Source organism: Pedobacter heparinus DSM 2366, assembly GCF_000023825.1.
In the GTDB taxonomy this organism is placed as follows: domain Bacteria; phylum Bacteroidota; class Bacteroidia; order Sphingobacteriales; family Sphingobacteriaceae; genus Pedobacter; species Pedobacter heparinus.
In genome coordinates this window covers 1,342,853-1,366,202 of sequence record NC_013061.1, presented here as the reverse complement: position 1 = coordinate 1,366,202, position 23,350 = coordinate 1,342,853, and the positions used below count along the sequence as shown (strand labels likewise).

Annotated in this window: 16 protein-coding genes; 3 read left to right on the top strand and 13 right to left on the bottom strand. The window is 42.0% G+C overall.

Annotated features, from left to right (window positions below; all coding sequences use genetic code 11):
- Positions 1-28: 28 nt before the first annotated feature.
- The 10 genes from PHEP_RS05785 to PHEP_RS05740 all read right to left on the bottom strand — a co-directional run bounded on the left by PHEP_RS05785 (position 29) and on the right by PHEP_RS05740 (position 16,478).
- Entirely contained in the window at positions 29-1,681 is a 1,653-nt protein-coding gene (locus PHEP_RS05785) for a UxaA family hydrolase (protein WP_012781323.1), read from the bottom strand.
- Positions 1,678-3,195 carry a tagaturonate reductase gene (locus tag PHEP_RS05780; RefSeq protein WP_012781322.1) on the bottom strand — a complete coding sequence of 506 codons (1,518 nt, stop codon included), beginning with the start codon at positions 3,193-3,195 and terminating at the stop codon, positions 1,678-1,680. Before PHEP_RS05780 ends, PHEP_RS05785 begins: the two co-directional genes overlap by 4 nt.
- Before the next feature lie 179 nt (positions 3,196-3,374).
- Positions 3,375-4,439 carry a pectate lyase gene (gene pelA, locus PHEP_RS05775; RefSeq protein ID WP_012781321.1) on the bottom strand — a complete coding sequence of 355 codons (1,065 nt, stop codon included), beginning with the start codon at positions 4,437-4,439 and terminating at the stop codon, positions 3,375-3,377.
- A gap of 18 nt (positions 4,440-4,457) precedes the next feature.
- Positions 4,458-6,122, bottom strand: a complete 1,665-nt coding sequence (locus PHEP_RS05770) for a glycoside hydrolase family 28 protein (protein WP_012781320.1) — start codon at positions 6,120-6,122, stop codon at positions 4,458-4,460.
- 114 nt (positions 6,123-6,236) lie between these two features.
- Positions 6,237-7,205, bottom strand: coding sequence for a pectinesterase family protein (locus PHEP_RS05765; RefSeq protein ID WP_012781319.1), 969 nt, complete (start codon positions 7,203-7,205; stop codon positions 6,237-6,239).
- 1 nt (position 7,206) lies between these two features.
- Positions 7,207-8,007: a rhamnogalacturonan acetylesterase gene (locus PHEP_RS05760; protein WP_012781318.1), complete on the bottom strand. Its 801-nt coding sequence runs from the start codon at positions 8,005-8,007 to the stop codon at positions 7,207-7,209.
- Complete coding sequence (locus PHEP_RS05755; protein WP_036675628.1) at positions 7,979-9,523, bottom strand: DUF4957 domain-containing protein; 1,545 nt, start codon at positions 9,521-9,523, stop codon at positions 7,979-7,981. The genes PHEP_RS05760 and PHEP_RS05755 overlap by 29 nt, the downstream gene beginning before the upstream one ends.
- 11 nt (positions 9,524-9,534) lie before the next feature.
- Positions 9,535-11,313: a RagB/SusD family nutrient uptake outer membrane protein gene (locus tag PHEP_RS05750; protein WP_012781316.1), complete on the bottom strand. Its 1,779-nt coding sequence runs from the start codon at positions 11,311-11,313 to the stop codon at positions 9,535-9,537.
- 21 nt (positions 11,314-11,334) lie between these two features.
- Positions 11,335-14,526 (bottom strand): SusC/RagA family TonB-linked outer membrane protein, encoded by a 3,192-nt coding sequence (locus PHEP_RS05745; RefSeq protein ID WP_012781315.1) that lies wholly within the window; start codon positions 14,524-14,526, stop codon positions 11,335-11,337.
- 263 nt (positions 14,527-14,789) lie between these two features.
- Complete coding sequence (locus PHEP_RS05740) at positions 14,790-16,478, bottom strand: sodium/sugar symporter (RefSeq protein ID WP_012781314.1); 1,689 nt, start codon at positions 16,476-16,478, stop codon at positions 14,790-14,792.
- A 133-nt stretch (positions 16,479-16,611) separates the two neighbouring features.
- Here PHEP_RS05740 and PHEP_RS05735 point away from each other — a divergent pair, with 133 nt between their 5' ends.
- Positions 16,612-17,646 carry a LacI family DNA-binding transcriptional regulator gene (locus tag PHEP_RS05735; RefSeq protein ID WP_012781313.1) on the top strand — a complete coding sequence of 345 codons (1,035 nt, stop codon included), beginning with the start codon at positions 16,612-16,614 and terminating at the stop codon, positions 17,644-17,646.
- Here PHEP_RS05735 and PHEP_RS05730 read toward each other — a convergent pair.
- The gene (locus tag PHEP_RS05730) at positions 17,629-19,311 is read right to left on the bottom strand and encodes a glycoside hydrolase family 43 protein (RefSeq protein WP_012781312.1); all 1,683 of its coding nucleotides are present in this window, start codon (positions 19,309-19,311) and stop codon (positions 17,629-17,631) included. The genes PHEP_RS05735 and PHEP_RS05730 overlap by 18 nt on opposite strands.
- A gap of 13 nt (positions 19,312-19,324) precedes the next feature.
- Positions 19,325-20,362, bottom strand: coding sequence for a pectinesterase family protein (locus PHEP_RS05725; protein ID WP_012781311.1), 1,038 nt, complete (start codon positions 20,360-20,362; stop codon positions 19,325-19,327).
- A gap of 227 nt (positions 20,363-20,589) precedes the next feature.
- Between PHEP_RS05725 and PHEP_RS05720 the strand changes: the two genes are divergently transcribed.
- Complete coding sequence (locus tag PHEP_RS05720; protein WP_012781310.1) at positions 20,590-21,600, top strand: LacI family DNA-binding transcriptional regulator; 1,011 nt, start codon at positions 20,590-20,592, stop codon at positions 21,598-21,600.
- Positions 21,601-21,684: 84 nt separating this feature from the next.
- On the opposite strand, the gene PHEP_RS05715 is transcribed toward PHEP_RS05720, so the two are convergent.
- Positions 21,685-22,128 (bottom strand): SRPBCC family protein, encoded by a 444-nt coding sequence (locus PHEP_RS05715; protein ID WP_012781309.1) that lies wholly within the window; start codon positions 22,126-22,128, stop codon positions 21,685-21,687.
- 326 nt (positions 22,129-22,454) lie between these two features.
- Here PHEP_RS05715 and PHEP_RS05710 point away from each other — a divergent pair, with 326 nt between their 5' ends.
- The gene (locus PHEP_RS05710) at positions 22,455-23,180 is read left to right on the top strand and encodes a hypothetical protein (protein ID WP_012781308.1); all 726 of its coding nucleotides are present in this window, start codon (positions 22,455-22,457) and stop codon (positions 23,178-23,180) included.
- Positions 23,181-23,350 lie beyond the last annotated feature (170 nt).

The following is a 23,350-nucleotide window of genomic DNA, read 5'->3' as shown; positions in this document are numbered from 1 at the left end:
AATAAGTATATAATGTATTTACGCGTTTCTATAAGGAAACGCCTCTTTTCCATGGAATAAAATCGTCCTGAATGTGACGTACTGCACTCACGGTAGTATGACCGCTGGCCACGTCGATCACATAATTCAAGATCCTGCTACCGGCATCTTTAATGGTCTCGTCGCCATCAATAATAGGACCTGTATCCAGGTCTATAATGTCGCTCATCTTATTAAACAGCTTGGTATTGCTTGATATTTTAATTACCGGGGCAATAGGGTTGCCTGTGGGGGTACCCAGGCCGGTAGTAAACAGCACTACATTTGCACCCGAGCCCACTTCGGCCGTGGTCGATTCCACGTCATTACCCGGGGTACAGAGCAGGTTCAATCCTGGTTTAAATACTTTTTCGGGGTAGTCCAGTACAGCAACCACCGGAGAAGTGCCTCCTTTTTTAGCTGCTCCGGCAGATTTAATGGCATCCGTGATCAAACCATCTTTAATATTTCCTGGTGAAGGGTTCATGTCAAAGCCCGAACCGGCCTCAGTTGCCCTTTTGCTATAGGTTTTCATCAGGTATTCAAAACGTTCAGCATCTTCTTTGTCCACACACCGATCGCTCAGGTTCTGCTCTACACCACAGAGTTCAGGGAACTCGGCCAGGATCACCGATCCACCCAGTGCCACCAGCAGATCGGAGGCATACCCAATTGCGGGGTTTGCAGAGATACCTGAAAAGCCATCAGAACCACCACATTCCAGTCCTATGCACAGTTTGCTTAAAGGTGCCGGCTTTCTTTCATTGGCATTGGCCTGGATCAAACCTGCAAAGGTCTGCTTGATCGCCTGGCTCAACAGTTCCGATTCTTTTCCAACGGTTTGCTGATCCAGTATATATAAAGGCTTGTCGAAGTTTCTGCTCCGCTTTTCAATTTCTTCTTTAAGGATGCTTACCTGGGCATTCTGACAACCCAAACTTAACACTGTTGCTCCCGCTACATTGGGATGGGTAATGTATCCTGCCAGCAATCCGCATAAAGTTTCTGAATCCTGACGGGTTCCGCCGCAGCCCCCCGTATGTGTCAAAAATTTAATACCGTCTACATTCGGAAACATCCGGTTTTGCTTTTGTGCCTTTTCCGAATACGTAAGCTGGGCATTTAAAATGTCGTTTACACTGGCTCCTTTTTCGTAAAGGGCCATCAGTTCTTTGGCTTGCGACTGGTAGGTCTCGTTCCGGCCGTAGCCCAGGTTGTTCATCAGGGCTTCCTGTAAAACCTCCAGGTTTCTGTTCTCACAAAACACCATAGGGATCACCAGCCAGTAATTGGCGGTACCCACCTGACCATCGTTGCGGTGAAAGCCCTGAAAGGTTTTGTCTTTCCATTCTGTTACATCCGGTTTTTGCCAGTCGACATGTGCATCTGTAGTGTTAAACTCAGTAGCGGCATGTTTGATGTTACTGGTAGTTAAAATTGAACCTACCGGAATGTCCATCTGGGCCTTACCTACCAATACACCATACATGATCACTTTATCCCCCGCAGCCAGATCGGCAGTGGTAAATTTATGCTTGGCCGGCACATTGTCTGTCAGCAAATAAGATTCACCTTCATAAATCACTTCCTCTCCCTTTACCAGATCGGTAAGTGCAACCAACACATTATCCTTAGGATGAACCTTTAATATTCTTTGTTTCATTGTTTAATTTGTAATGTCTCTTCCAGCCTGGCCAAAGCGTCGGCCACACCATGTTTCAATATATTGTTATAGTTTTCTTTTACCGTTTCATTAAAGCCCTGCAATGACGAAAGGTCAGTACCCCATAATTTACTGTCTGCCAGTACTAAATTTACGTATTCCGATTCATTTTGCTGTGCGATATTGTAAAAATAAGCAGCTTCATCATCGGTTATTGCGTATTCATGACCTTTGTAATTGCCAAAGTACTGATCACCATCTTTTCTGGCCGATTTCATGAACAGCAGGAATGCGGCAAAACCAAAGGCAATATGAGCAGGTACTTTTTGATTGAGTTTATAATAATTGAGCAGGACAGGCAAAATCCTGATTTTCATTTTCATGGTATACTGGAAGGTAATGTTGATCCAGAGGTGCTGGATACTTGGGTTTGCAAAGCGGTCTATCACCGTATTTGCAAAAGCAATAGCTTCATCAGGCGCTACATCATAAGGTATGGCACCAACAATTTCCTGCATCATCAGCTCATTTACATAATTCCTGGTCAGGCTGTTGTTCATGGCTTTGGTTACCGTATCGATACCCAGCAAATAAGCAATGCCCGAGGTTAGGGTATGCGAACCATTCAGCAGGCGTACTTTCAGTTCTTTAAATATTTCAATATCGGGCCTCACAATTACACCGTTATCAGCGGCTTCCAGGCCAAGCAGTTCAGCAACCTTTTGTCCTCCTTCAATGGCCCAAAGGCGGTAAGGTTCGGCCATAATGACCAGTTCATCTTTATACCCCAGTTCTGTTTCCAGGTTAGCCAGTGTGGTTGCATCAGGTTTTCCGGGAACAATACGGTCTACCAGCGAATTGCAGAAATGGACATGGGCGTTTAACCAGGTTAAAAATGCTTCGTCCAGCTTGTTAAATGCAGCTAGCTGCAATACAATGGCCTCCAGTTTTTTTCCGTTATCCGAAATAAGTTCAGTAGCAATTACAGCTATATCGGCGGCGGCAGCTGCTCCCAATGCCTTATAGCGTGCGTACAACACTGCGAGTAATTTTGCGGGGAAAGATTGCGGGGGGCTTTGGTCTATACTTTCCTCTACCAGCTGTATCCCCACTTCGGTAGTATTAGAAACGATCACCTTTAATAAAGGTGATGCCGCAATATCCAGAATAGTGTTCCAATCCTGATCGGCAGTAAGCACTCTGCTGATGGCCGCAGAAATGATATTCTCTTCTACAGGCTGTCCGTTTTCAATTCCCCTTACACAGATGGTATATAAACCGTTTTGATCATCAAATTCTTTGGTACCGCCTTTGCTGGTCGATTTGATTACAGCTACCCTACCATTGAACAATCCTTTTTTATTGGCCTTGTCGATAAAAAAATCAGGCAATCCGCGCAGCAGCACACCCGTGCCAAATTGCAGCACTTTTTCCGGCAGGTTAAATATTTTTTCATCGGGAGCAACCACTTGATTTGGTTTAATGCTATTTAAGGTATCTTTTGATAAAGTCATTTTTACAATTTATATAAGGTCGTAAAACAAGTCTACATAATTATTACTAGTAAAAAACCCTGTTATACGGTAATTATTTACGCAAACGTTCTCGATAACGTTTTCGTTAGACCGCCAGGAACAGGATTTGGAAATGGCCATATGCCCGCTGCTATATTGCGCAGCATTAAGGGGCTGGATTAAAGGGATTTTAACCAGGCTGGATATTTCTTTTGAAGCAAATTACTGGCCCAGTTACCATACCATGCATAACCAATGCGCCTTTCCTGTTCTATTTCGGCAACGGTCTTTTTTGGCAGGCTATCCCTTCCAACAAATATGGGTTCATTGGTATCGATGTCATAAAAACGGGCCCATAAGACTGATCCGGGTTTCTCAATAAATATACGGTCTTTACCTTTGGGTTGTTTCGCATCCTCAATAAATACAAAATCGTGATCTGTTATTTTCGACCGTTCAAACCAGGCCATGGCTGCACTCAGGGCATCTTTAATTTCTGCACCAGGGTTTTTAATACGCATCAGGAACTCGGCAATACCAACAGATTCCATCGCACTTAAAGAAGCAAGTTCAAATGCCCTTGCCTTGGCGGGCTTTAAGGTGTGTTCATCGTATTGAGCCGCCCAGACCGTTAGTTTGCCATTTACCCTTACCTGTGTTTTTAAAATGCAGGAAATTCCTTTTTTAACTGCGTTTTCGGCTTTAGGGCGAAAAGCAGCCGGGAGCTGATCAAAATTGTTCTTCCCTTCTGCAATGTCCTGCATAATGTTCAATACATTGACCATTGCATTGTCGTTATAAGTTATCTGTCCACGGTACAGGCTATGGTCGGGGTGGTACTGGGCCCAGCCCCCATTGTCGTACTGGGCATTTAACAGGTAGTTTACCCCTTTTTCCACAGCTTTCAAATAGGCCGGGTTTTGTGTATGCTTATAGGCAGTAGCCAGGTAGCGGAGTTCTTTCGAAGTTGCTTTATTGTCGATGGTAGCATCGTTATGCATAGAATCAGCCCTTATCAGGCTTTTTTCGGCATCAGACAGTACTTTATTGTATAATTGATCTGTTATTACCTTACCCACGGCCTTTGGCCATCCGCCAACACTGCGCTGGTAAACCAACATATTTTCGGCAGCCGGATCTGTTGAATGATCAGTTTTGGCGGCAACCTGTGCCCTGGCACTTAAACATGTGAAACCCGCATTTAGCAAACAGATCAATACTGTTTTAATCATTCTTTCTGACATACCTTTTATGTTTTAAGGTTATTTTATTTCCAGTACATCTGCCTGTGCCCCATGACCAAATTCAGTTTTTACTGCTGCTTTTGAAGTAGCTGTACCGGTTAATTTTATATTGCTGTTTTTTGCCCCGTTAATTCTGAACAGCAGTTCGGCATTGGTATAACTGATATTGCTGAGGGTTACAGAGCTACCATTCTGGATATAGATCAGGGGCTTTGCATTTTTTATATCGAGGTGAACATTGGACAGGCTGATGTTTTTAGCTTCCTGTATATCCAGTCCTTCTTTTGCTTTAATGGTTAAATTGTCCAGAAAAATATCGCTGATGCTCATTTCAGGTAATCCTCTTATAAATACAGCTTTGGCTGCACCGTCGCAAACTACATTACTGATATAGAACTTCCTGAAAACAGGTGTTTCTTCGGTAACGGGCAGTAATTCTACTTTAGGTGTTTCTCTTTTTTCGCCTGTTAGCGGAACCGGGTCTACTGCGGCATAGTACATGTCAAAAAGGATGGCCTCGCCCGGAATGTCTTTCATGTTGATGTTTCTGGCGTAGATGTTTTCCACTACACCACCTCTTCCTCTTGTGGTTTTAAAACGCAGACCGATATCGGTACCTATAAAGGTACAATCGGAAATAAAAATGTTTTTTGCGCCTCCCGACATTTCACTACCGATCACAAAGCCACCATGTGCGTGGTACACCGTGCTGTGGCGGATTACTACATTTTCGGTTGGCATTGCCCGCTTGCGGCCTTCTGCATCACGGCCCGATTTGATACAGATGCCATCATCGCCCACATCAAATGTACTGCCTTCTACCAGTACATTTTTACAGGACTCTATGTCAAGGCCATCACCGTTCTGGGCATACCATGGGTTTTTGGCATATACATTTCTTATGGTAATGTCTTCCGACATCAGTGGGTGCAGGTTCCATGCGGGTGAATTCTGAAAGGTTACGCCTTCCAGCAAAACCCGTTTGCAGCGATTAAGCACCAACAGGTTCGGGCGCAGGAAATCTTTGATCTCTGCATAAAACGCAGCATCTTTATCTTTAGTAATGACACCCGCATTTTTCATCTTTGCACCTTTCAAGGACTTTGCTGAGGGGTACCAGGACTTGTTGTCTTCGCCTACTACGCCGCCTGAGGCAAGGAGACTTTTCCACTGACTTTCGGTCAGTTTATCTTTCTTTACCATGCGCCAGGCCTCGCCACCACCATCCACAATACCGTAACCGGTGATGGCAATATTTTGCTGGTTACTGGCCCAAATGGGCGATTGGTTACGCATTTGAGGTAAGCCTTCCCAGTTGCCTTCTACCAAAGGATATTGATCCATATCTTTTGTAAACTGCAGCAGCGCATTTTTTTTAAGGTGCAGGTTTACATTGCTTTTCAGTTCAATCGGACCGGTAAGCCACAGACCTTCAGGGATCACCACTACACCGCCACCACGTTTATTACAATCCGTAATGGCCTGGTTGATGCTTTTTGTATTTAAAGTGATCCCGTCATTTTTTGCTCCATATTTAAGAATATTAATGGTATCCTTTTTAAAGAATGTTTTTGCGATTACCGGCAGGTTATCGAACGAATACGCTTTTTTATTTTGTGCACCTGCCTGGAATGTGCTGATCAATAAAGGAATGGCTAATATGGCGGATACTATTTGTTTCATATTTGAAATTAGAATTTATATTTGGGTTATACTTAATAAAGCAAGTCTACATAGTTTTAAATAAGATTGGAACAAAAAGCAGGAAAATAACTGCGCAATCGTTGCCGTTTTAAATTATTGTACAGGGTTCCAGCCACGGAAAACCTGTGTTATATTATAAGTTTTGGCTTCGTCATCACTAAGCTGCTGCGACCAATCTGTTCTTTTATCGGGTTTATAACCAGGTCCGGTGTTTTTATATTCTGCATAATAGGCTGTCTGTTTATTGCTCTCTTTACCCCAATGGTCCCAGCCGGCGGGTTTGATCATATTTCCAAGTTCGCAATTGATGAAAACAGTTTTAGCATACGGTCGCCATGGACGGCCCAATGCAAAAGAGTTTTCAGGTGCATCGCCGGTTATTTTACAATTTTTGAAAACATAACCATATTTGGTTGTATCGGGGGTAGAGGCCGCGGTAAGGTATGACCCACCTTTTTTGCAAAAGAGGATACAATTTTCAAACATTGCAGTAGATGACCCAAAAATAAAATCAGTTGTCCCTTCTATATAACAGTTTTTATAATATTGCCTGCTGCCACGGCCATAGGTATAAAGTGTATCCTGAAAACCAAGGAACCTGCAGTTTTTGAATACCGCCTGATCCGATGCGATCCATACCGCAACAGCCTGTCCGACCGGCCCTGAAGAATTGGCAAAGGTGATGTTCTCTGCAGCAAAACCATCCCCATAAATATAGAATGAGGAAGATCCTGAAGTACCCATTGCTTCTCCGAAACTGTTTTTCTTTTGTGCATAGTCATCATAAGTAAGCACAGTTTTTTCAGGGTTTTCGCCAATCAGTTTAACCATCTTTTTAGAGGCCGAAAGGTTAAGTTTTTCTTTGTAATTGCCATTTTTGATCAGGATAACCGTAGTGGCATTTCTAAAATCGGGCACCGCGTTTATAGCTTCCTGTACCGTTTTATAATCACCACTACCATCCTGTGCAACAATGATCTTTTTATCCTGGCCGTAAATATTCGTTCCCGATAGCAGGGCTACCAGGGCTATAGTAAGGCATTTAAGACCCAATTTTGCCATCTTATTTTTTTGGTTGTGGTTTAACAATGTGATTACTGAGATCTAAATTAAGCTTCCTGAGTTCCTGCAATACCAGCTGAGCAATTTCGCGGGCACCCAGTTCATTAAAATGGGTATCATCAATTTTGCCTTCGGGATAATTGGGATGTATACCGGGTTCCAGGTGGTTGAACAACAAAGTAGAAGCATCAGGGCCAAATTTCTGATAAAGTGCAATACTCCTGGCATCCAGGTCAATGAAAGCTACTTTTTGTTCGGAGGCCACTTCTTTTACCAAATAGGTATAGGGATGTGTTTCCTGAGCTTTGCCCCCAACATCAAACCTTCGCCTGGAAACCGGGCTTAACAATATTGGTGTTGCCTTTTTAGCTTTTGTATCGGTAATGAACCTGATCAGGTTAGCCTTAAATTCTTCTGGTTTGGTATAATTCTTCTTTGTTTCCACTTCATCATTATGGCCAAACTGGATAAATACATAGTCGTCCTCGTTTAAACTATCCATCACAGATTGCCAGCGTTTCTCATTTATGAAACTCTTTGTGCTTCTTCCATTCTGGGCACGATTATCCACTTCCACTTCAGCGTCAAAAAAACCTGCAAATGGCATACCCCAACCGGTTTCCGGATAATACCTTTTTTGTTTTACGGACATGGTAGAATCACCGATCAGGTAAACTTTAATCTTTTTAGGTGGGCTCCTGAAAGATAACAGTAAAGTACTGATCATTGCAAGCAACATAAACTTATTTAATACACTCATTTTATCATTTTTTTTATCTCCATCGCGGATCTCCGATTCCATTGGCTTTTAAATCTACCTGACTGATGGTAAAATCACCAGTTGCAGGAGATTTAAACCCTGGGTCAAGCGTTGTACCACTGGCATCTACCTTAACCCCGACAGTAGCAGAAGAAACCATATTTGGTGCTGTAAAATAGTTATTTCCTGATAAGGTAACCAGATTGGTCTGTGCCTGGTTGGCCAGCAGGCCGTCGGTACTGGCAACTATATTTTTTGTAAAATATATTTCATGGCTGGCAGCAGGGATACGCACATAAAATAACCGTTTGCCACCACTTGCTACAGCATTTAATGTATTGTTACTTACAGTAATGATTACTTTAGCTGCCGGATAGCTGGCACTTGCAGAATTGTCCATACGTATAAATTCCCTGGCACCCTGTGCATATAACGTATTATTGGTAAAAGTCAGACTATTGGCAAAACTGCCACGAAAATCTATAAACTCTCCTCCTGCACCAAATGTACTGAACACATTATTGTTAATTAAAACCGATGAAATTGTACTGACTATAGTTGTGCTTGTTAAGCCCAATATACCACCACCATAATTTTTTATCACTGAACCATCAATTTCAAGATTGCCAAAATTACCTGCAGCATAAGTAATGGCAAAAGTAGGTGTAGCCCCACCGTCAATAACCAGGTTCTTGATTTTCAGGGAAGCGCCGCTTTGTACATTAAAGCTTAGGTTGTTAAGTACAGGTCGTTCTGTAGCTTGAAAAGCTACGACTGATATAGATTTTGTAACGGCAATTGTTGCCCCTGCAAAATCAAAATTCCCTGTTTTTACGGCCAGGATATCGCCGTTAACCGCAGTGGTCAGGGCGGTATTAAATTCGGCTACAGAATTGATTATTTTTGCATTTCGAATGTCAACATAGGTTTTAAATGTTATTGTGCCGCGTATTTTGTTTCCATTTAGCAGTTTTGCGGTATAATTGGTCTCGCCTGTCAGGCCTGTTACCGTAGCAGAACCGGCTGCAATTTCGGCCGGGGTTACCGTATGGCTAAGGTTACCTGGGCTAAGGGTGATGGTTGTTGCCGTTTCGCCGGCAGGCCAGGTCAATATCGCTGAGTTACCAGAAATATCTGCTAACTTAACTGCGTTAAATATCTGCTCTGCATCAGTTTTCACTGTTGCTGTTACCCACTTGGAATCCCCTACATCTTCACCAGCAGCTTTAACCCTTATGGCATATTGAGTATCGCCAGCAAGTCCTGAAACCGTATAAGGAACCTGCGTAAAGGCAATATTGCCGATTGTCTTTACAGGTGTGCCAGAAAAATCTGCATTTTCAAAAATTTCTATCGTATAGGTTTTTGCGTTGTTTACGGCTTTCCAGTCGAGCTTTACCGAGATCTTATTTACCACCGTGGCAGTTAAGCCGGTAGGAGAAAATGCACGGTCTACTTTAAGGGTAGTTATTGGATCGAGCTGATCCTCTTTACAGCCTGAAAATCCGATCAAAGTTGCGAGGAAAAGAATACTGATATATCTTTTATTATTTTTCATAACCATTAAAATTATAGTCCCAGATTAGCATTATTTAACAATCCGTTAGAGGAATCTAAAAACACCTGCCATATTGGCCATACCTGCTGTGCATTTGGATCTTTTACAAAAAGGGCATCCCAGAAAGTTTTGGTATCACCGGATGAAACCATAGTCCATGTTTTATTTGAAGTATAACCCAAAGCAGCACCTGCCGCATCTGTATCGCCAAATTTTAAACCATAAATCTGTACCGTCTCCCCATCAGCAGCGGTTCTATAATAGATTTTAGCTGGCAGATTAGCATATTTACCTTGCCTGTTCTCTAGTTGTCTTAATTTATCCTTTGCTTCTGTCAGTTTGGTATTTAATAAATTCCATCGGATCAAATCGGCCTTTCTAAGCATTTCTCCAGTAAATTCCAATGCCCTTTCATTCACAATAGCATCAAAAAATGTAGGTTTAGAAGCTGTCGCCGCAGCCATAAAGGCGGTAACTTTTGCAGGATTGGTTGGGAAGGCCCTGTCGCGCACCTGTTTTAAATATGGTGCAGCAGCAGCCGGTCCATCCAGTTCATTAATGGCCTCAGCTGCCATTAACAATATATCTGAATAACGCATATACATCCAGTTTAACCCATCATCATTGGTAGAGGTAACTTTCCTTTTCATCCATTCGTAACGGTATTTTCCAAAATACAAACGCCCAAGTGCAGAAGGCACCTGTATTCCATTTGTCCATTCATATGGAACTACGGTAACGTCCCTCCTTACATCGTCTACATCATACTCATACAACATAATCGGGTTTGGACCATTGGTACCGCCTTTGTTTTGTCCGGTATACTTATCAATAGTAGTATGTCTGACACCCAGATCAAAAATTACCCTTCCCCTACCTTCACTAAATGGAATTTCCCACATCGATTCCAAACCGGCAGCACCTCCTTCTTCATTTAATTTTCTAAAGACTTCTTCAAAGCCAAGCAGTTTTAATTTACCACTGCCAATGATATCGAGACATTCCTTTTTTGCGATAGCATACATTTTGTCGCGGGCCAGGTCAGGATCTGTACTTAAATGTACCGTACCGTCCAGATGCTGGGCGTAGCCCCCGGCTGCTAATGCCAAACGCGCTCTCAACCCCTTTGCAAAAGCTTTGCTGATCCGCTCTACCTTACTTGTCAAAGCGTTTTCATTAGGCCAGGGCAGATAATTTGCGGCTTCATCCAGATCAGCAAGGAGCTGTTTATATATCACATCCCTATCGTTTCTTGGCAGGTAAGCTGTTTCTGTAGTAATGGGTTCAAAACGGGCCGGCACATCTCCCCAACCCTTGATCAGGTCATTGTAAATCACAGCCCTTAAAGTCAGAATTTCACCTAATGTTTGTGCCAGCTGGGCATTGCTTTCTACTTTTCCATAAGCTCTTAGGCCCCTTATGGCCAGGTTGGCCCTTTCAATTGCCTCATAAAATTTGGCCCAGGCATTGTCGCTCGTATTCATTTGACCATTGGCTACATTGGTATTGTAATTGGATAATTTAGCTTTATCATCATCTACGGATTTTAAGGTATTGTAAACCTCAGCATCTGTGTTGATCCCATAATAGACCAAGAACCTGCCACGATAAGAATTGGTTTCACCAAAGGAATGAAAGATACCTGCTACTGCCCCTTCAGCCAGGCTGGGCGTAGAAAAAATAACAGATTCATCTAAGGATGATTTGGTTGGTGCCTCCAAAGCACTTTTGCAACTACTCACCACCATCAATACGGTGAGGATATATATAATATTGACAATCTTTTTCATTTTCTTAAAATTAATAGTGTCCTAAAAATTAACATTCAATCCAAAAACAAAAGATCTGCTTCTTGGATAAGCTGAATAATCAACTCCCGGCGTTAACCCTGTTTTGCGCCTTGTCGAAACTTCGGGGTCAAACCCTGAATAATCGGTTAACAGCCATAAATTATAAGCTGATGCATATAATCTTAATTTTTGCATTTTTAGTTTAGCTGATAAATTTCTGGGTAGGGTATAACCCAGTGTTATGGTAGACAACCTTAAAAAAGATCCATCTTCTATGGCCCAGTCGCTCAACACAAAAGACCTCATATAGGGCGACCAGAGCGTGGTATTCGCGTTCATAGCAGTCAATTCGGCCGGATCGTTACTGATCGTCCCATCTGCCCGCAGGTTTGTCCAGCGATTGCCCGTTGCCATAGTTGAGATCATGTTTCTTGAATTGTACTTACTGGTAGAAGTGTATTCTATTTTATTTGCATTATAGATATCGTTGCCATAACTCCAGTTAAAGAAAGCACCTATATCAAAACTATAGATTCTGGAATTGATAGAAAAGCCACCTGTATGCAGGGGATTGGCATTCCCAATTACAGTCTTATCGTTCTGATCAATCTTCAGGTCGCCCGTAAGATTTTTAAGTTTCATAGATCCCGGACGCAGCGTACTAATAACCGTACTTGCATCGGCTACACCATCTTTTAATGTCCAGTTCCCTGTGGCAGCATTGTATCCCGTAAAATCTGAAACTTCATACCTGCCATCACTCTGGTAGCCGTAAATTCTGCCAATCGAGGCTCCTTCTTCTACCAGATAATCCACACCAATTTCTGTTGAGGCCCATCCGGATGTACCGTTAATGTTTTTTACTGTACCTAATGAAATTACCTTATTTCTATTGAAACTTATATTTGCATTCACAGACAGATCAAAATTGGATTTCTTTACCGCGTTCCAGCTTGCCGAGAACTCTAAACCTTTATTCTGGGTTTTTCCAATGTTCCGGAACTGAAAATCATAACCAGTTCCTGAAACCGGGAATTGAATTAAAAGGTCGTTTGTGCGGTTCAAATAGGCATCAATTGTACCTGTAACTTTAGAATTAAACAGGGCAAAATCGACACCAATATTCCTTGTAACAGTGGTTTCCCATTTCAAATCCGGATTGGCCATAATTTTGGATGGTGCCCAATAGCTGTTAAACCCATTTACCCAGGTGGTGGTAGAATTTTGAAACGTTTGAGCGATTTGTCCGGGTGGAATATTGTTATTCCCTGCAGTACCATAGCTGGCCCTTAATTTCAGGTCTGCCAGCCATGATTTAGTATCCTCCATAAAGCTCTCTTCTGAAATTCTCCAGGCTGCAGAAACAGAAGGGAAATATCCCCAGCGGTTTTCAGTTGAAAATTTCGAAGAGCCGTCGGCCCTGAATGTCGCGCTTAACAAATATCGGCCCAGATAATCATAATTGGCCCTGCCAAAAAACGACAAAAGCTTATCATCAGGGGAAAAATTATTATCTATGGAGTTTGCCTTACCCTGGGTAGACAAAACCCTGGCGTTCTGAAAAGTAAATGTTTTAGGGAAGCCATGTACTACATTGGTCATTGTACCTTCCTCAATTTTAATGAATTCCTGTCCGGCCAATACGGTAAGATTGTGGTCTTTTTTCAACAGTTTATTGAAGCTATAGCTCAGCGTATTTGTATTTCTCAGGCTGTTCCTGTTGGTATTGGAAAAAATAATTGCTGGAAGGTTCTGGTTTTCGCTGGTGGGTACATTTCTTACATAATAGGTTGTTGTACCATAAAACCGGTCCTGGTCATTTCTGTAACCGTCATAACCGACTTCTGAGCGCAACTTAAGGTTATCTATGATTTCGTAGGTAAGTGCAGCACTTAAATTATAGGTTTTACGGTGGATGTATTGGTCATTATCAGAAATAGATACCAATGGATCATACAAATTAAATGTATCATCCGTTTCAGTAGTTGTAGTAAGCCCCTGTATTGGAAATGGCGGATAGATCATGGCGTTTTTTAAACGCGAATCTGCAGAAGATACCTCATTCTGTTCATTTACGCCCCCGCCTTTTGTTTTAGTATCTGCATAACGTAGTCCAACATCCAGTGTAAGCTTACTGTACAGTTTATGGTTCATTTTAAAGTTAACGTTTTGCCGTTCATAACTGGAGAGCTGCATAATGGATTTGTCTTTTACAAAACTATGGCTAAGGCTATATTTTGTTTTTTCACCCCCTCCGCTGATGTTCAGGTTCTGGTTAAAAGTAGTACCTGTCCTGCCAAAAACCAGCTCCTGCCAATCGTTGGCCGGTGTATTTCTGTAAAGGTCTATATCCTGATAGTTGCCCAGATATTTGGTATACACATCGAGTGCATTGCTCAAAAGTGCTCTTTCGTACTGCCAGGATGCATAATCAAAAGGTGTTAAAACATCCAGTTTATTGGCTAGTTTTCTGGTACCGGTAAATACATTATAGCTGATATTCGTTTTACCACTTTTACCACCTTTTGTGGTAACCAGTACCACCCCATTGGCACCCCTTGAACCATAAATAGCTGTGGAAGAAGCATCTTTTAAGATATCAACCGATTCGATATCCTGCGGTGCGATGTCAGATATAGAGGCTACCGGGAATCCATCTACAATGTAAAGCGGAGAATTACTCTGTGTAATTGAGCCACCGCCCCTTACCCTTACCACCATTTCGGCATCAGGCGAGCCTTCTGTTGAAGTAATGTTTACCCCCGCTACACGCCCTTGAATAGCTTCTAAAGCTGAAGAAACCGGTGCAGCAGCAATTACATCTGCACCTACAGAAGAAACAGCACCCGTCAGGTCTTTTTTACGTACTGTACCGTAACCAATATTGATCACCACTTCATCCAATGAGGAAATGTTTTCTTCGAGTACGAAGTTAATTTTGGACTCATTTCCTACCGTAATTTCCTGAGGTTTATAACCTACGTATCTGGCAATCAAAACAATGTTTCCGGTTGCAGGAACATTTATTTTAAATTGTCCCTTTTCATCTGTGCTGACCACATTGCCGGCACCTTTTACAGTTACAGATACTCCGGGAATAGATTGTTTGCTCGTTTTGTCTGTTACCTTGCCCGTTATTTGCCTGGTTTGCTGGGCATCTGCTAATCCGAAACATAGGATGAGCATACTAAATAATAGTAAAATTCTTTTCATACGTTAATTATATTTGGTTAGTAAAGAATACCTTACCGGTACTCCTGTAAACAAGTTACATTGTTTTCTAACACAAATTATACGTTTCGACAAGTAAATTTGTGCAATCGTTGCCGGAAAAACGGAGATCAGAGGAAGGATTTCATATTGATAATCAGCCACGTAAGAAGGATTTTCAATAAAACTAAAGCCATGGTTGTTTCCTGCTTTTAACGGAAACAACCATGGCTTATCTGGCTTTCAAGAAACTGGAAGCTAACAGCTTACCAGTAAATGGTATATAAGGCCACCAGCAAACCGCAGACAATTAATGCACCTACAGCAAAACCTTTGTTGGTTTTAAACATACTGCCATCTATTTCAAGTCCTTTGGCCACTACCCCCCTGCTGGTTTCAACTATACTGATGAGGAACATAACTACCATACAGATGATGAAGACAAGGCCCATCCGGTCCAGGAAAGGGATCTCGTAAAGCATGGTACCATCTTTCTGTTGCACAAGCTTTGAAAAGCCAGAGGCACTTAAAAATTCCAGGTTCATAACAAAAGGCAGGAACTTTAAAACTACTGACAGGGCAAAGCCACCTACAGTAGCAAATAATGCTGCATTTGAAGTGGTTTTTTTCCAGAAGAAACCTAAAATGAACATCGCAAAGATACCAGGAGAAAAGAAGCCTGTATATTCCTGTATGAACTGGAACCCTCCCTTTTTATCAATGCCTAGAAATGGTGCAATCACAATGGCAATGAGCATCGCAGAAATTACCGTCCATCTGCCAATTACGACCTGCTTATCTTCATGCGCATCCTTGTTGATTACCTTTTTGTAAATATCGAGTGTAAAGATAGTGGCAATGCTGTTGGCCTTGCCGGCAAGAGAGGCTACTACTGCGGCAGTGAGCGCTGCAAATGACAATCCTTTTAACCCTGCAGGAAGCAGGTTCAGCAATACGGGATAAGCCGTATCCGGAACAACTTCCCCACCCTGGCTCATACTGGTCTTAAAATCTCCGTAACCTTCTTTATAGAGTACATAAGCGGCAATTCCTGGCAATACAACAATTACCGGCATTAATAACTTCAGAAAAGAGGCAAACAGGATACCGGAACGGGCTGTTTTTAAATCGGCCCCCAGGGCACGTTGCGTAATATACTGGTTACAGCCCCAATAGTTGAGGTTTACAATCCACATCCCCCCGATCAGCACGGTAAGCCCCGGCAGGTCCAGGTAATTTTCATTGTCTTTTTTAAAGATCATGTGGAAATGTTCTTCTGCATGTGTTGTTAGCAGGTTAAAACCTTTTAGCACCCCGCTTGAGCCAAAATGTGTGGCAACCAGATCCAGGGCAAGATAAGTAGTGGCCAAACCACCGAGGATCAGAAAAAACACCTGAACTACATCAGTATAACCAATTACTTTCATCCCTCCAAGTGTAATGATAATGGCAAAAACCGCCAGTATATACATACAGGCCTGGGTATTGATGCCCGATATGCTGTGTATGGCCAGTGCCCCCAGGTAAAGAATTGAAGTAAGGTTTACCACCACATATAACAACAGCCAGAAAATAGCCATGATCATGGCTACCGTACCGTTATACCGCTGGTGCAGAAACTGAGGCATGGTATAAATCTTATTTTTAAGGTATACGGGGATAAAGAAAACGGCCACAATAATTAAAGTTGCCGCTGCCATCCATTCGTAGGTAGCTATGGCAAGACCCATTTTGAATCCTGAACCGCTCATACCTATAAATTGTTCCGCAGAAATATTAGAGGCAATGAGCGAGGCCCCTATAGCCCACCAGGTCAGAGAATCCTTAGCGAGAAAAAAGTCTTTGGAATTCTCTTTCTGTGCCTTTTTTTGACGGTACACCCACCATCCATAACATGCAACAATTAAAAAGTAGACCAGGAATACGGCATAGTCGAGTGTTCCAAGAGTTTTCATAAATTTGTTTATTGATTTAATTTGGTTGAACGAAAATAAGTAAAGATTACTTAAAATCGCAATCGATTGCTTAAAAATAATTTCAGCATATTTGTTTGATTACATGAGTTTATAAAATTATACCGGAACAACCATGAAACAGCCAAAAAGGGCAACGATATATGACATCGCCAAAAAGCTTAATTTAAATCCGTCATCAGTTTCAAGGGCATTGAATCACAGCAGGAACATCAGCACCGCAACAAGGGAGTTAATTTTAAAAACCGCCGAAGAGCTGAACTACAAGGCCAACAGCATGGCCTCTAACCTACGCAAAGGCCATAACCGTACCATTGGTGTTGTTGTACCCAGAATTAACCAGAATTTTTTTGCCAATGTAATTGCTGGTATCGAAGAGATAACTTATCAGCAGGGCTACAACCTGATTATATGCCAGTCTAATGAATTGGCCGCAAGGGAAATCAAATGTATAAACACCCTGGTTAACCAGGATGTAAGCTGTATCATCATCTCTGTAAGTGCAGATTTCGAGAGTGATGACCATTTAAAGAACATCAAGGAACAGGGCATTTCATTGATCCAGTTTGACCGTGTAGCAGATGAACTGGATACATTTAAAGTGACAAACGACAATGAAAGTGCCTCGAGGGAAGCGGTGGAACATTTAATTGCCGAAGGGTATAAACGTATTGCCTTGCTGGAAGGCCCTCAAAACTTAAACATTTTCAGGCAGCGTAAGGCCGGTTACTTAAAGGCGCTCCGCAAAAATGGCATGCCTGTAATTCCTGAACTGATTGTTGAAAATGCCTGGACGAAGGATTTAGGGGCTATAGCTACCAGAAAGTTGCTCGGATTGCCTAACCCACCTGATGCGATATTCGCTTCTACTTCCGACTTTGCAGCATTGGGTGTATTGGAGGTAGCCAACGAAATGAACATCAGTGTACCGCGAGATTTGGGCATTTGCGGCTATTCAAATGAATCTTTTACAGAAATTACCACTCCTATGATAACCACTATTGATCAGCATAGCACACTCATGGGTAAAACTATTGCCCAGCTTTATTTTCAGGAACTGGATTCAGTTACAAATGGACGTAAAGACAAAGTTGTGAACATCCAGCCGGAACTGATCATCCGAAAGTCGACGTTAAAAAGTAAGATTTAATGCCTCCACCCTGAACCAGTCATAATCTGCATACCCCGAATCATTGATCTGGTCTTCCCTTGTCGCAAAAAGACCCATTTTGGCTCCAATCCATTTGCCGGGGCTAGCCTCAAAACTAAGTCCGGAATCTATAAACCTTTCGCCATCAAGGCTATAACTAAACTTACATTTTGCCCCATTTTGTACTGTTAAGCGTAAATAAACTGTGGGTGTTTTTAATTTGGTAACCAGACTTTCCTTTTCCGCATTTCCCTTATCTGCTTTTTCGCAGATTACGGTAACCAGCTGCAAGCCATCTTTCTTACTCCTGATGGCGATGTTTGCATAGGTTAAACCCATCACCACCAATCCGGTCTTTTCATTTTCCAGCTTTGGGTTAGGATTAAAAGTGAGCTTTGTGGTGGCTACAAATTCATCTGCCGGAAATTTTTGCAGCAATACATTTGGCACATCCCATAAGTTTTTGGCCTCAGCAGGAATTTGCTGGGTATATAATTTAAGGCTTCCTTTGGCAGCATCTGCAAAAGCATACGTGGTCAGGGGATTGGCTTGCCATTGCCATTGAAGGCCCAAACCGACATTGTTAAATTCATCGCTTTCTGCCGGGGTATTGATGGGGTAGACTTTGCCTACTGAAGGATTTTTATAGTGCATAACCGGATTTCCGTTACCATCACCATCTGCATCCATACCTATTACCGGCCAGTCATTTACCCATTTCATAGGCTGAAGGTGTACCACCCTGCCATACGCATCTTTATCCTGAAAATGCAGGAACCAGTCTTCGCCCGTTTGTGTATTTACCCAGGCACCCTGATGAGGTCCGTTAACCAGGCTTTTTCCCTGTGACATGACTACTTTACGCTCATAAGGGCCATATATATTTTTAGCACGGAGCACCAGTTGCCAGCCTGTAGCAACGCCACCCGAGGGTGCAAAAATATAATAATAACCATTGCGTTTATAAAACTTCGGTCCCTCTATGGTTGGGTCAATTTCATGTCCATCATATACAATTGTACCTTCATCTATGGCTTGGTTGCCTTCTGCATTCAGCTGTTTCACTGCAATCACACTTTTTATACCAGCACGACTTCCCGCAAATGCAAAAGCAAGGTATACCCTGCCATCCGCATCCCAAAGGGGGCATGGATCTATCAAACCTTTACCAGGCGCTACCAGTACGGGTTCAGTCCAGGGACCGGTGATCGTTTTGGCCTTAGTAAGATAGATGCCAAAATCCGGATCAGGATAATAGATATAAAATTCATCCTTATGGTAACGGATAGCAGGTGCCCATACGCCATTTCCATGCTGTGTTTTTTGAAAATGATCCAAAGGCAATTGTCTTTTTAACGCATGCCCTATAATTTTCCAGTTCACCAGATCTTTAGAGTGCAAAATGGGTAAACCCGGAACGGCATCAAAGCTGGAAGCGATCAGGTAGAAATCATCACCTACCCGAATGGCATCGGGGTCAGAATAATCAGCATTCAGCACAGGATTTTTGTAGGTACCATCCCCCTGATCGGCCACCCATACTTTTGAAACATACCCTGCAGGAGCAGGAGTAATGTTTAAATTCTTTTTTTGCTGTGCATCAATGCCGGGTATATAGAACAGGCTAAAAAAAGCAAGAGTTAAAATAGAAAAACAAGGCTTCATAAAATTTTGGATCTTAAAATTCGGATGAATTACTATTCGGTACCCAGGCAGTTTTACCCGAAAATATATGCTTTAGTGTATATTGTTTAACTGCTTTGGTACTAAGCTGCTTAGACCAGGCTACACGTTTTGTATGGGAACTCCCTTCACCTGTACTCCCATATTCTGCATAAAAAGCGGTTTTTTCCTTGTTTGGAAACATGGCGTCGCCCGGCCAGGCGTTCCATCCCTCGGGCACAATATGACCTGCCATGTTTGTCCGGATAAAAACTGTTTTGGCATAAGGGCGCCATGGCCTGCCAAGAAAAACCTTCTTGGCCGCTGCATCCGCCGTTAATCTGCAATCAAAAAATACATAGCCATATTGTTGCGCCGGACTGGTGGCTGCAGCAGTAATATAGGAATTACTCAGACTGTTAATGGTACAAGTCTGGAATACTGCCGTAGCTTCACCAAATATAAAATCGGTAGTCCCTTCTATATAGCAGTTCACATAATACTGCCTGCTGTCGGGGTTTGCCGTATATAAAGTATCCTGGTTACCCAAAAGCCTGCAGTTTTTTATTACCACCCTATCGGCCTCTACATGCAGGGCAACAGCCTGCCCCACCCTGCCGGCAGTATTGGCAATGGTCAAATTCTCGGCAGTAAAATCACTGCCCTGCACCAGTACAGTGTAGGAGTTAAAAGTGCCGAATTTATCTTTTCCAAAAGCATCAGGACCGGAAACATAAGCTTTGCCTGAATAATCCGCATTGGTAATGATCGTTGTTGCAGCATTCTCTCCTATGAGTGAAATGTGTTTTTTCCATGAAGGTATAACCAGTTTTTCATGATAAATACCTTTTTTGATTGTGATTTTTACCTGAAGCTGTCCAAGGTCCCTAACCGAATTGACTGCTTCCTGTATGGTTTTAAAGTCGCCGCTACCATCCTGCGCTACAATGATCAGCGCAGGAAATTTTTGCTGGGCCCGGGCAATATCAGGTAAAGCCATTAAAACCACCAGGCTTAAAATTTTAAGGCTCTTTTTTACGTATTCAAATTGCATGTATTAAATATTTGTTTTAGCACGCTACTTTAAATCAACAGATACAACTACAAAATATAAATGTTAACCAATAAAAACGAAGCAATCGATTGCTTTTCAAGAGGTAAGTTCTCTGGTTTAATATTTGGTATGACAATCATACGAATTTCGATTAAATAACATGTCGATCAAATTCATTATATTTATGCAATCGTTCTCGGAATTACTTGTCAACTACGCTTTAGTTTATGTTTGAGCCAGCTACTTTAAAAGATATTGCAATTGCTTTAGGATTGTCTACCTCTACCGTGTCAAGGGCGTTAAGAGATACTTACGAGATCAGCCCCAAAACCAAAAAACTGGTACTGGAATACGCAGAAAAAATTAACTATCGCCCCAATCCTATTGCACAAAGTTTAAAAGAACGCCGTACAAAATCAATTGGCGTTATTGTAAGTGAAGTAGCTAACCAGTATTTTTCTCAGGCCATCAATGGCATTGAATCCATTGCTTACGATAAGGGTTACCATGTTATCATTACCCAGACACATGAATCGTATGAAAGAGAAATGATCAATACCCAACATTTGGCCTCAAGGGGTGTAGATGGTTTACTAATTTCACTATCCGCAGAAACAAAAGATACCGGTCACCTTAGTGCTTTACACGATAAAGGATTACCTATCGTATTTTTCGACCGCATTGCGGAGGAGATACATACCCATAAAATTAGTGCAAATAATGAAAAAGGTGCCTTTGAGGCTACTGAACACCTGATCAGAGCTGGCTATAAAAAAATTGCACATTTAAGCAGTTCAGCCCATCTGTCTATCAGTATAGAGCGTCTTCGGGGATATACTAAGGCCTTAAACCAATATGGAATAGCACTCAACCCTGATTACATAAAAAATTGTCCGCATGGCGGTATGTTTCAGGAAGAAACGGAAAGTGCAGTTTTAGAGCTGCTAAACCTTAAAGAAAAACCGGATGCCATATTTGTGGCAGGCGACCGGCTATCGATGGGCTGTCTTACTGTATTTAAGAGTTTAAATGTAGATGCGCTGAATGACATGGCCATTGCCGGCTTTAGCAATTCTGATATGCTGGATCTACTGAAGTATCCGCTTACCTCTGTGCGGCAGCCGGCCTTTGAAATGGGACAGATTGCCACAACCATGCTGCTCCAACTGATAGAAAGCAAAAGGCCGGTAACAGAATTTGAGAATAAGGTACTCGATACAAAATTGTTCCTCCGCTGATGATCAGGACGCGCAGCTTTCAGTTTGTAACTCTAAATTTACTGGTGAAGGGTTATTCAGCGCAGTCGTTAAATCGACCAGGGATTAACTGCCATTTTCAGCAAGCGCTTTTACTTTTGCCATTGCCAGCGGCCAGGTATCTTCCATATATTTTACATACTCCTCATTCATATCCATATTAACCAGCCAAACGGTTTTGCCCTCAACTTCTTTCAGGGTATAATTCTCCAGGGCATCTCCCCATTGCTCTCCCTGATAACCAGTAAGATCTTCCACACCGTCTTTCACTTCCCCCAGATGATGGATAGAAAGGAATTTACCAGGAATACTCTCGACAATCTCCGAGACCATTCCGTTTCCCTTACCATCCAGGAACAAAGCTTTGCTACCCTTTTTCCAATCCGTTTCTACACTTGAACCCTCAGCAAATGGTGCTGTCCAATCATTGTAAGTTTCCTTTCCAATGATAATCTCCCAAACTTTTTCGGGGCTTGCATTAATCGCAATACTAAATTCTAATTTTTTCATGATGATTTATTTTAACACTTACCTTTTTGATAGATATTATTTTGGTTGGACCATATAAAGCTAGCCCTTATAGATTAAAGAAAAGCTGTGTGAAAACGACATTAAACAGGGGTTATTGCGACAGCTTTTAATATAAACCCATCCAGGGCATTGAAACCATCGCTTAGGATAAGGATAGGGTACTTGACAGCAAATCCAGTTATTTAGAATAATTCTTATTAATACTGAAATAAAATATTAGATTTGTCACTTATTAAGATGCAGTCTAAATAAAAACCGACTTTAGGTAAATTTAACTGTGTCTGACTTCTAAATTTTAATATGATATGGTGATAGCAAATTTAAAATCATGGGCCCTGCTCGTGTTAATGACGATTGGTGTAAACAGTGCTTTTGCGCATGCTTTCTGGCTTAAAACAAACCCTTCAGGAAAAAAAGGACAGGCACATGAAGTGCAGGTGTTTTATGCAGAACCAGCAGAAAAACCAGAACTACTGGACAGTAAGGAAATGGCCAATGTCAAAAACTTTTCTTTATGGTTGTTGATGCCCGGAAAAGAAAAGATCAAATTACAAACCACTGCAGCAACTGACCATTATAAAGCAAGTTTTACTCCTGAACAAAATGGTGAATACCGCATCATCTTGCAAAACGACGCTATGGAAGTGCTGGAATTCCCTTCCGGATCACTCAGAATTGAATTTTATGCAAGTGCAGCGGTACAGGTAGGTGCCGAAAAAGCCGTTCCCGAAACAGGAAGATTTAAACTGAACGTTTCTGCGACAGCTACAACAGCCTACAAGCCTGTCCTCATAACTGTTGAACATCAGGACATCGATCTTTCAAAAGTAACGATTAGTATTTTCAACCAGGCTGGCTGGAAACTGGATACAAAAGTAGATACCAATGGAAAAGCTGAATTTAAGGCGTTGGATAAGGGAACCTATTTTATTGAAGCTGTTTATAAGGACAAAAGCCCAGGCACATTGAACAATAAGGAATACAAATCTGTTTATTGTGCGGCTACCACCATATTGGATATTACGAAATAGTTTATGTTGTTTGTAACCGGAATCCATCCCGGCTTTCTTATACTTAAGATCTTTATCATTTCTTTTCGCCTTATATTTATATTGGTATTGCAAGTGTGTTGGCTTGGTGTTGAAAGGGCTTTCCTATGGTTAATCCCTATCCAAAGCCATCGGAATCCCCACTCAAAAAC

Bases quoted from the DNA above. Each gene is read 5' to 3' on its own strand.
- PHEP_RS05785 (WP_012781323.1), bottom strand. From the start codon at position 1,681: ATGAAACAAAGAATATTAAAGGTTCATCCTAAGGATAATGTGTTGGTT.
- PHEP_RS05780 (WP_012781322.1), bottom strand. From the start codon at position 3,195: ATGACTTTATCAAAAGATACCTTAAATAGCATTAAACCAAATCAAGTG.
- pelA (WP_012781321.1), bottom strand. From the start codon at position 4,439: ATGTCAGAAAGAATGATTAAAACAGTATTGATCTGTTTGCTAAATGCG.
- PHEP_RS05770 (WP_012781320.1), bottom strand. From the start codon at position 6,122: ATGAAACAAATAGTATCCGCCATATTAGCCATTCCTTTATTGATCAGC.
- PHEP_RS05765 (WP_012781319.1), bottom strand. From the start codon at position 7,205: ATGGCAAAATTGGGTCTTAAATGCCTTACTATAGCCCTGGTAGCCCTG.
- PHEP_RS05760 (WP_012781318.1), bottom strand. From the start codon at position 8,007: ATGGAATCGGAGATCCGCGATGGAGATAAAAAAAATGATAAAATGAGT.
- PHEP_RS05755 (WP_036675628.1), bottom strand. From the start codon at position 9,523: ATGAAAAATAATAAAAGATATATCAGTATTCTTTTCCTCGCAACTTTG.
- PHEP_RS05750 (WP_012781316.1), bottom strand. From the start codon at position 11,313: ATGAAAAAGATTGTCAATATTATATATATCCTCACCGTATTGATGGTG.
- PHEP_RS05745 (WP_012781315.1), bottom strand. From the start codon at position 14,526: ATGAAAAGAATTTTACTATTATTTAGTATGCTCATCCTATGTTTCGGA.
- PHEP_RS05740 (WP_012781314.1), bottom strand. From the start codon at position 16,478: ATGAAAACTCTTGGAACACTCGACTATGCCGTATTCCTGGTCTACTTT.
- PHEP_RS05735 (WP_012781313.1), top strand. From the start codon at position 16,612: ATGAAACAGCCAAAAAGGGCAACGATATATGACATCGCCAAAAAGCTT.
- PHEP_RS05730 (WP_012781312.1), bottom strand. From the start codon at position 19,311: ATGAAGCCTTGTTTTTCTATTTTAACTCTTGCTTTTTTTAGCCTGTTC.
- PHEP_RS05725 (WP_012781311.1), bottom strand. From the start codon at position 20,362: ATGCAATTTGAATACGTAAAAAAGAGCCTTAAAATTTTAAGCCTGGTG.
- PHEP_RS05720 (WP_012781310.1), top strand. From the start codon at position 20,590: ATGTTTGAGCCAGCTACTTTAAAAGATATTGCAATTGCTTTAGGATTG.
- PHEP_RS05715 (WP_012781309.1), bottom strand. From the start codon at position 22,128: ATGAAAAAATTAGAATTTAGTATTGCGATTAATGCAAGCCCCGAAAAA.
- PHEP_RS05710 (WP_012781308.1), top strand. From the start codon at position 22,455: ATGGTGATAGCAAATTTAAAATCATGGGCCCTGCTCGTGTTAATGACG.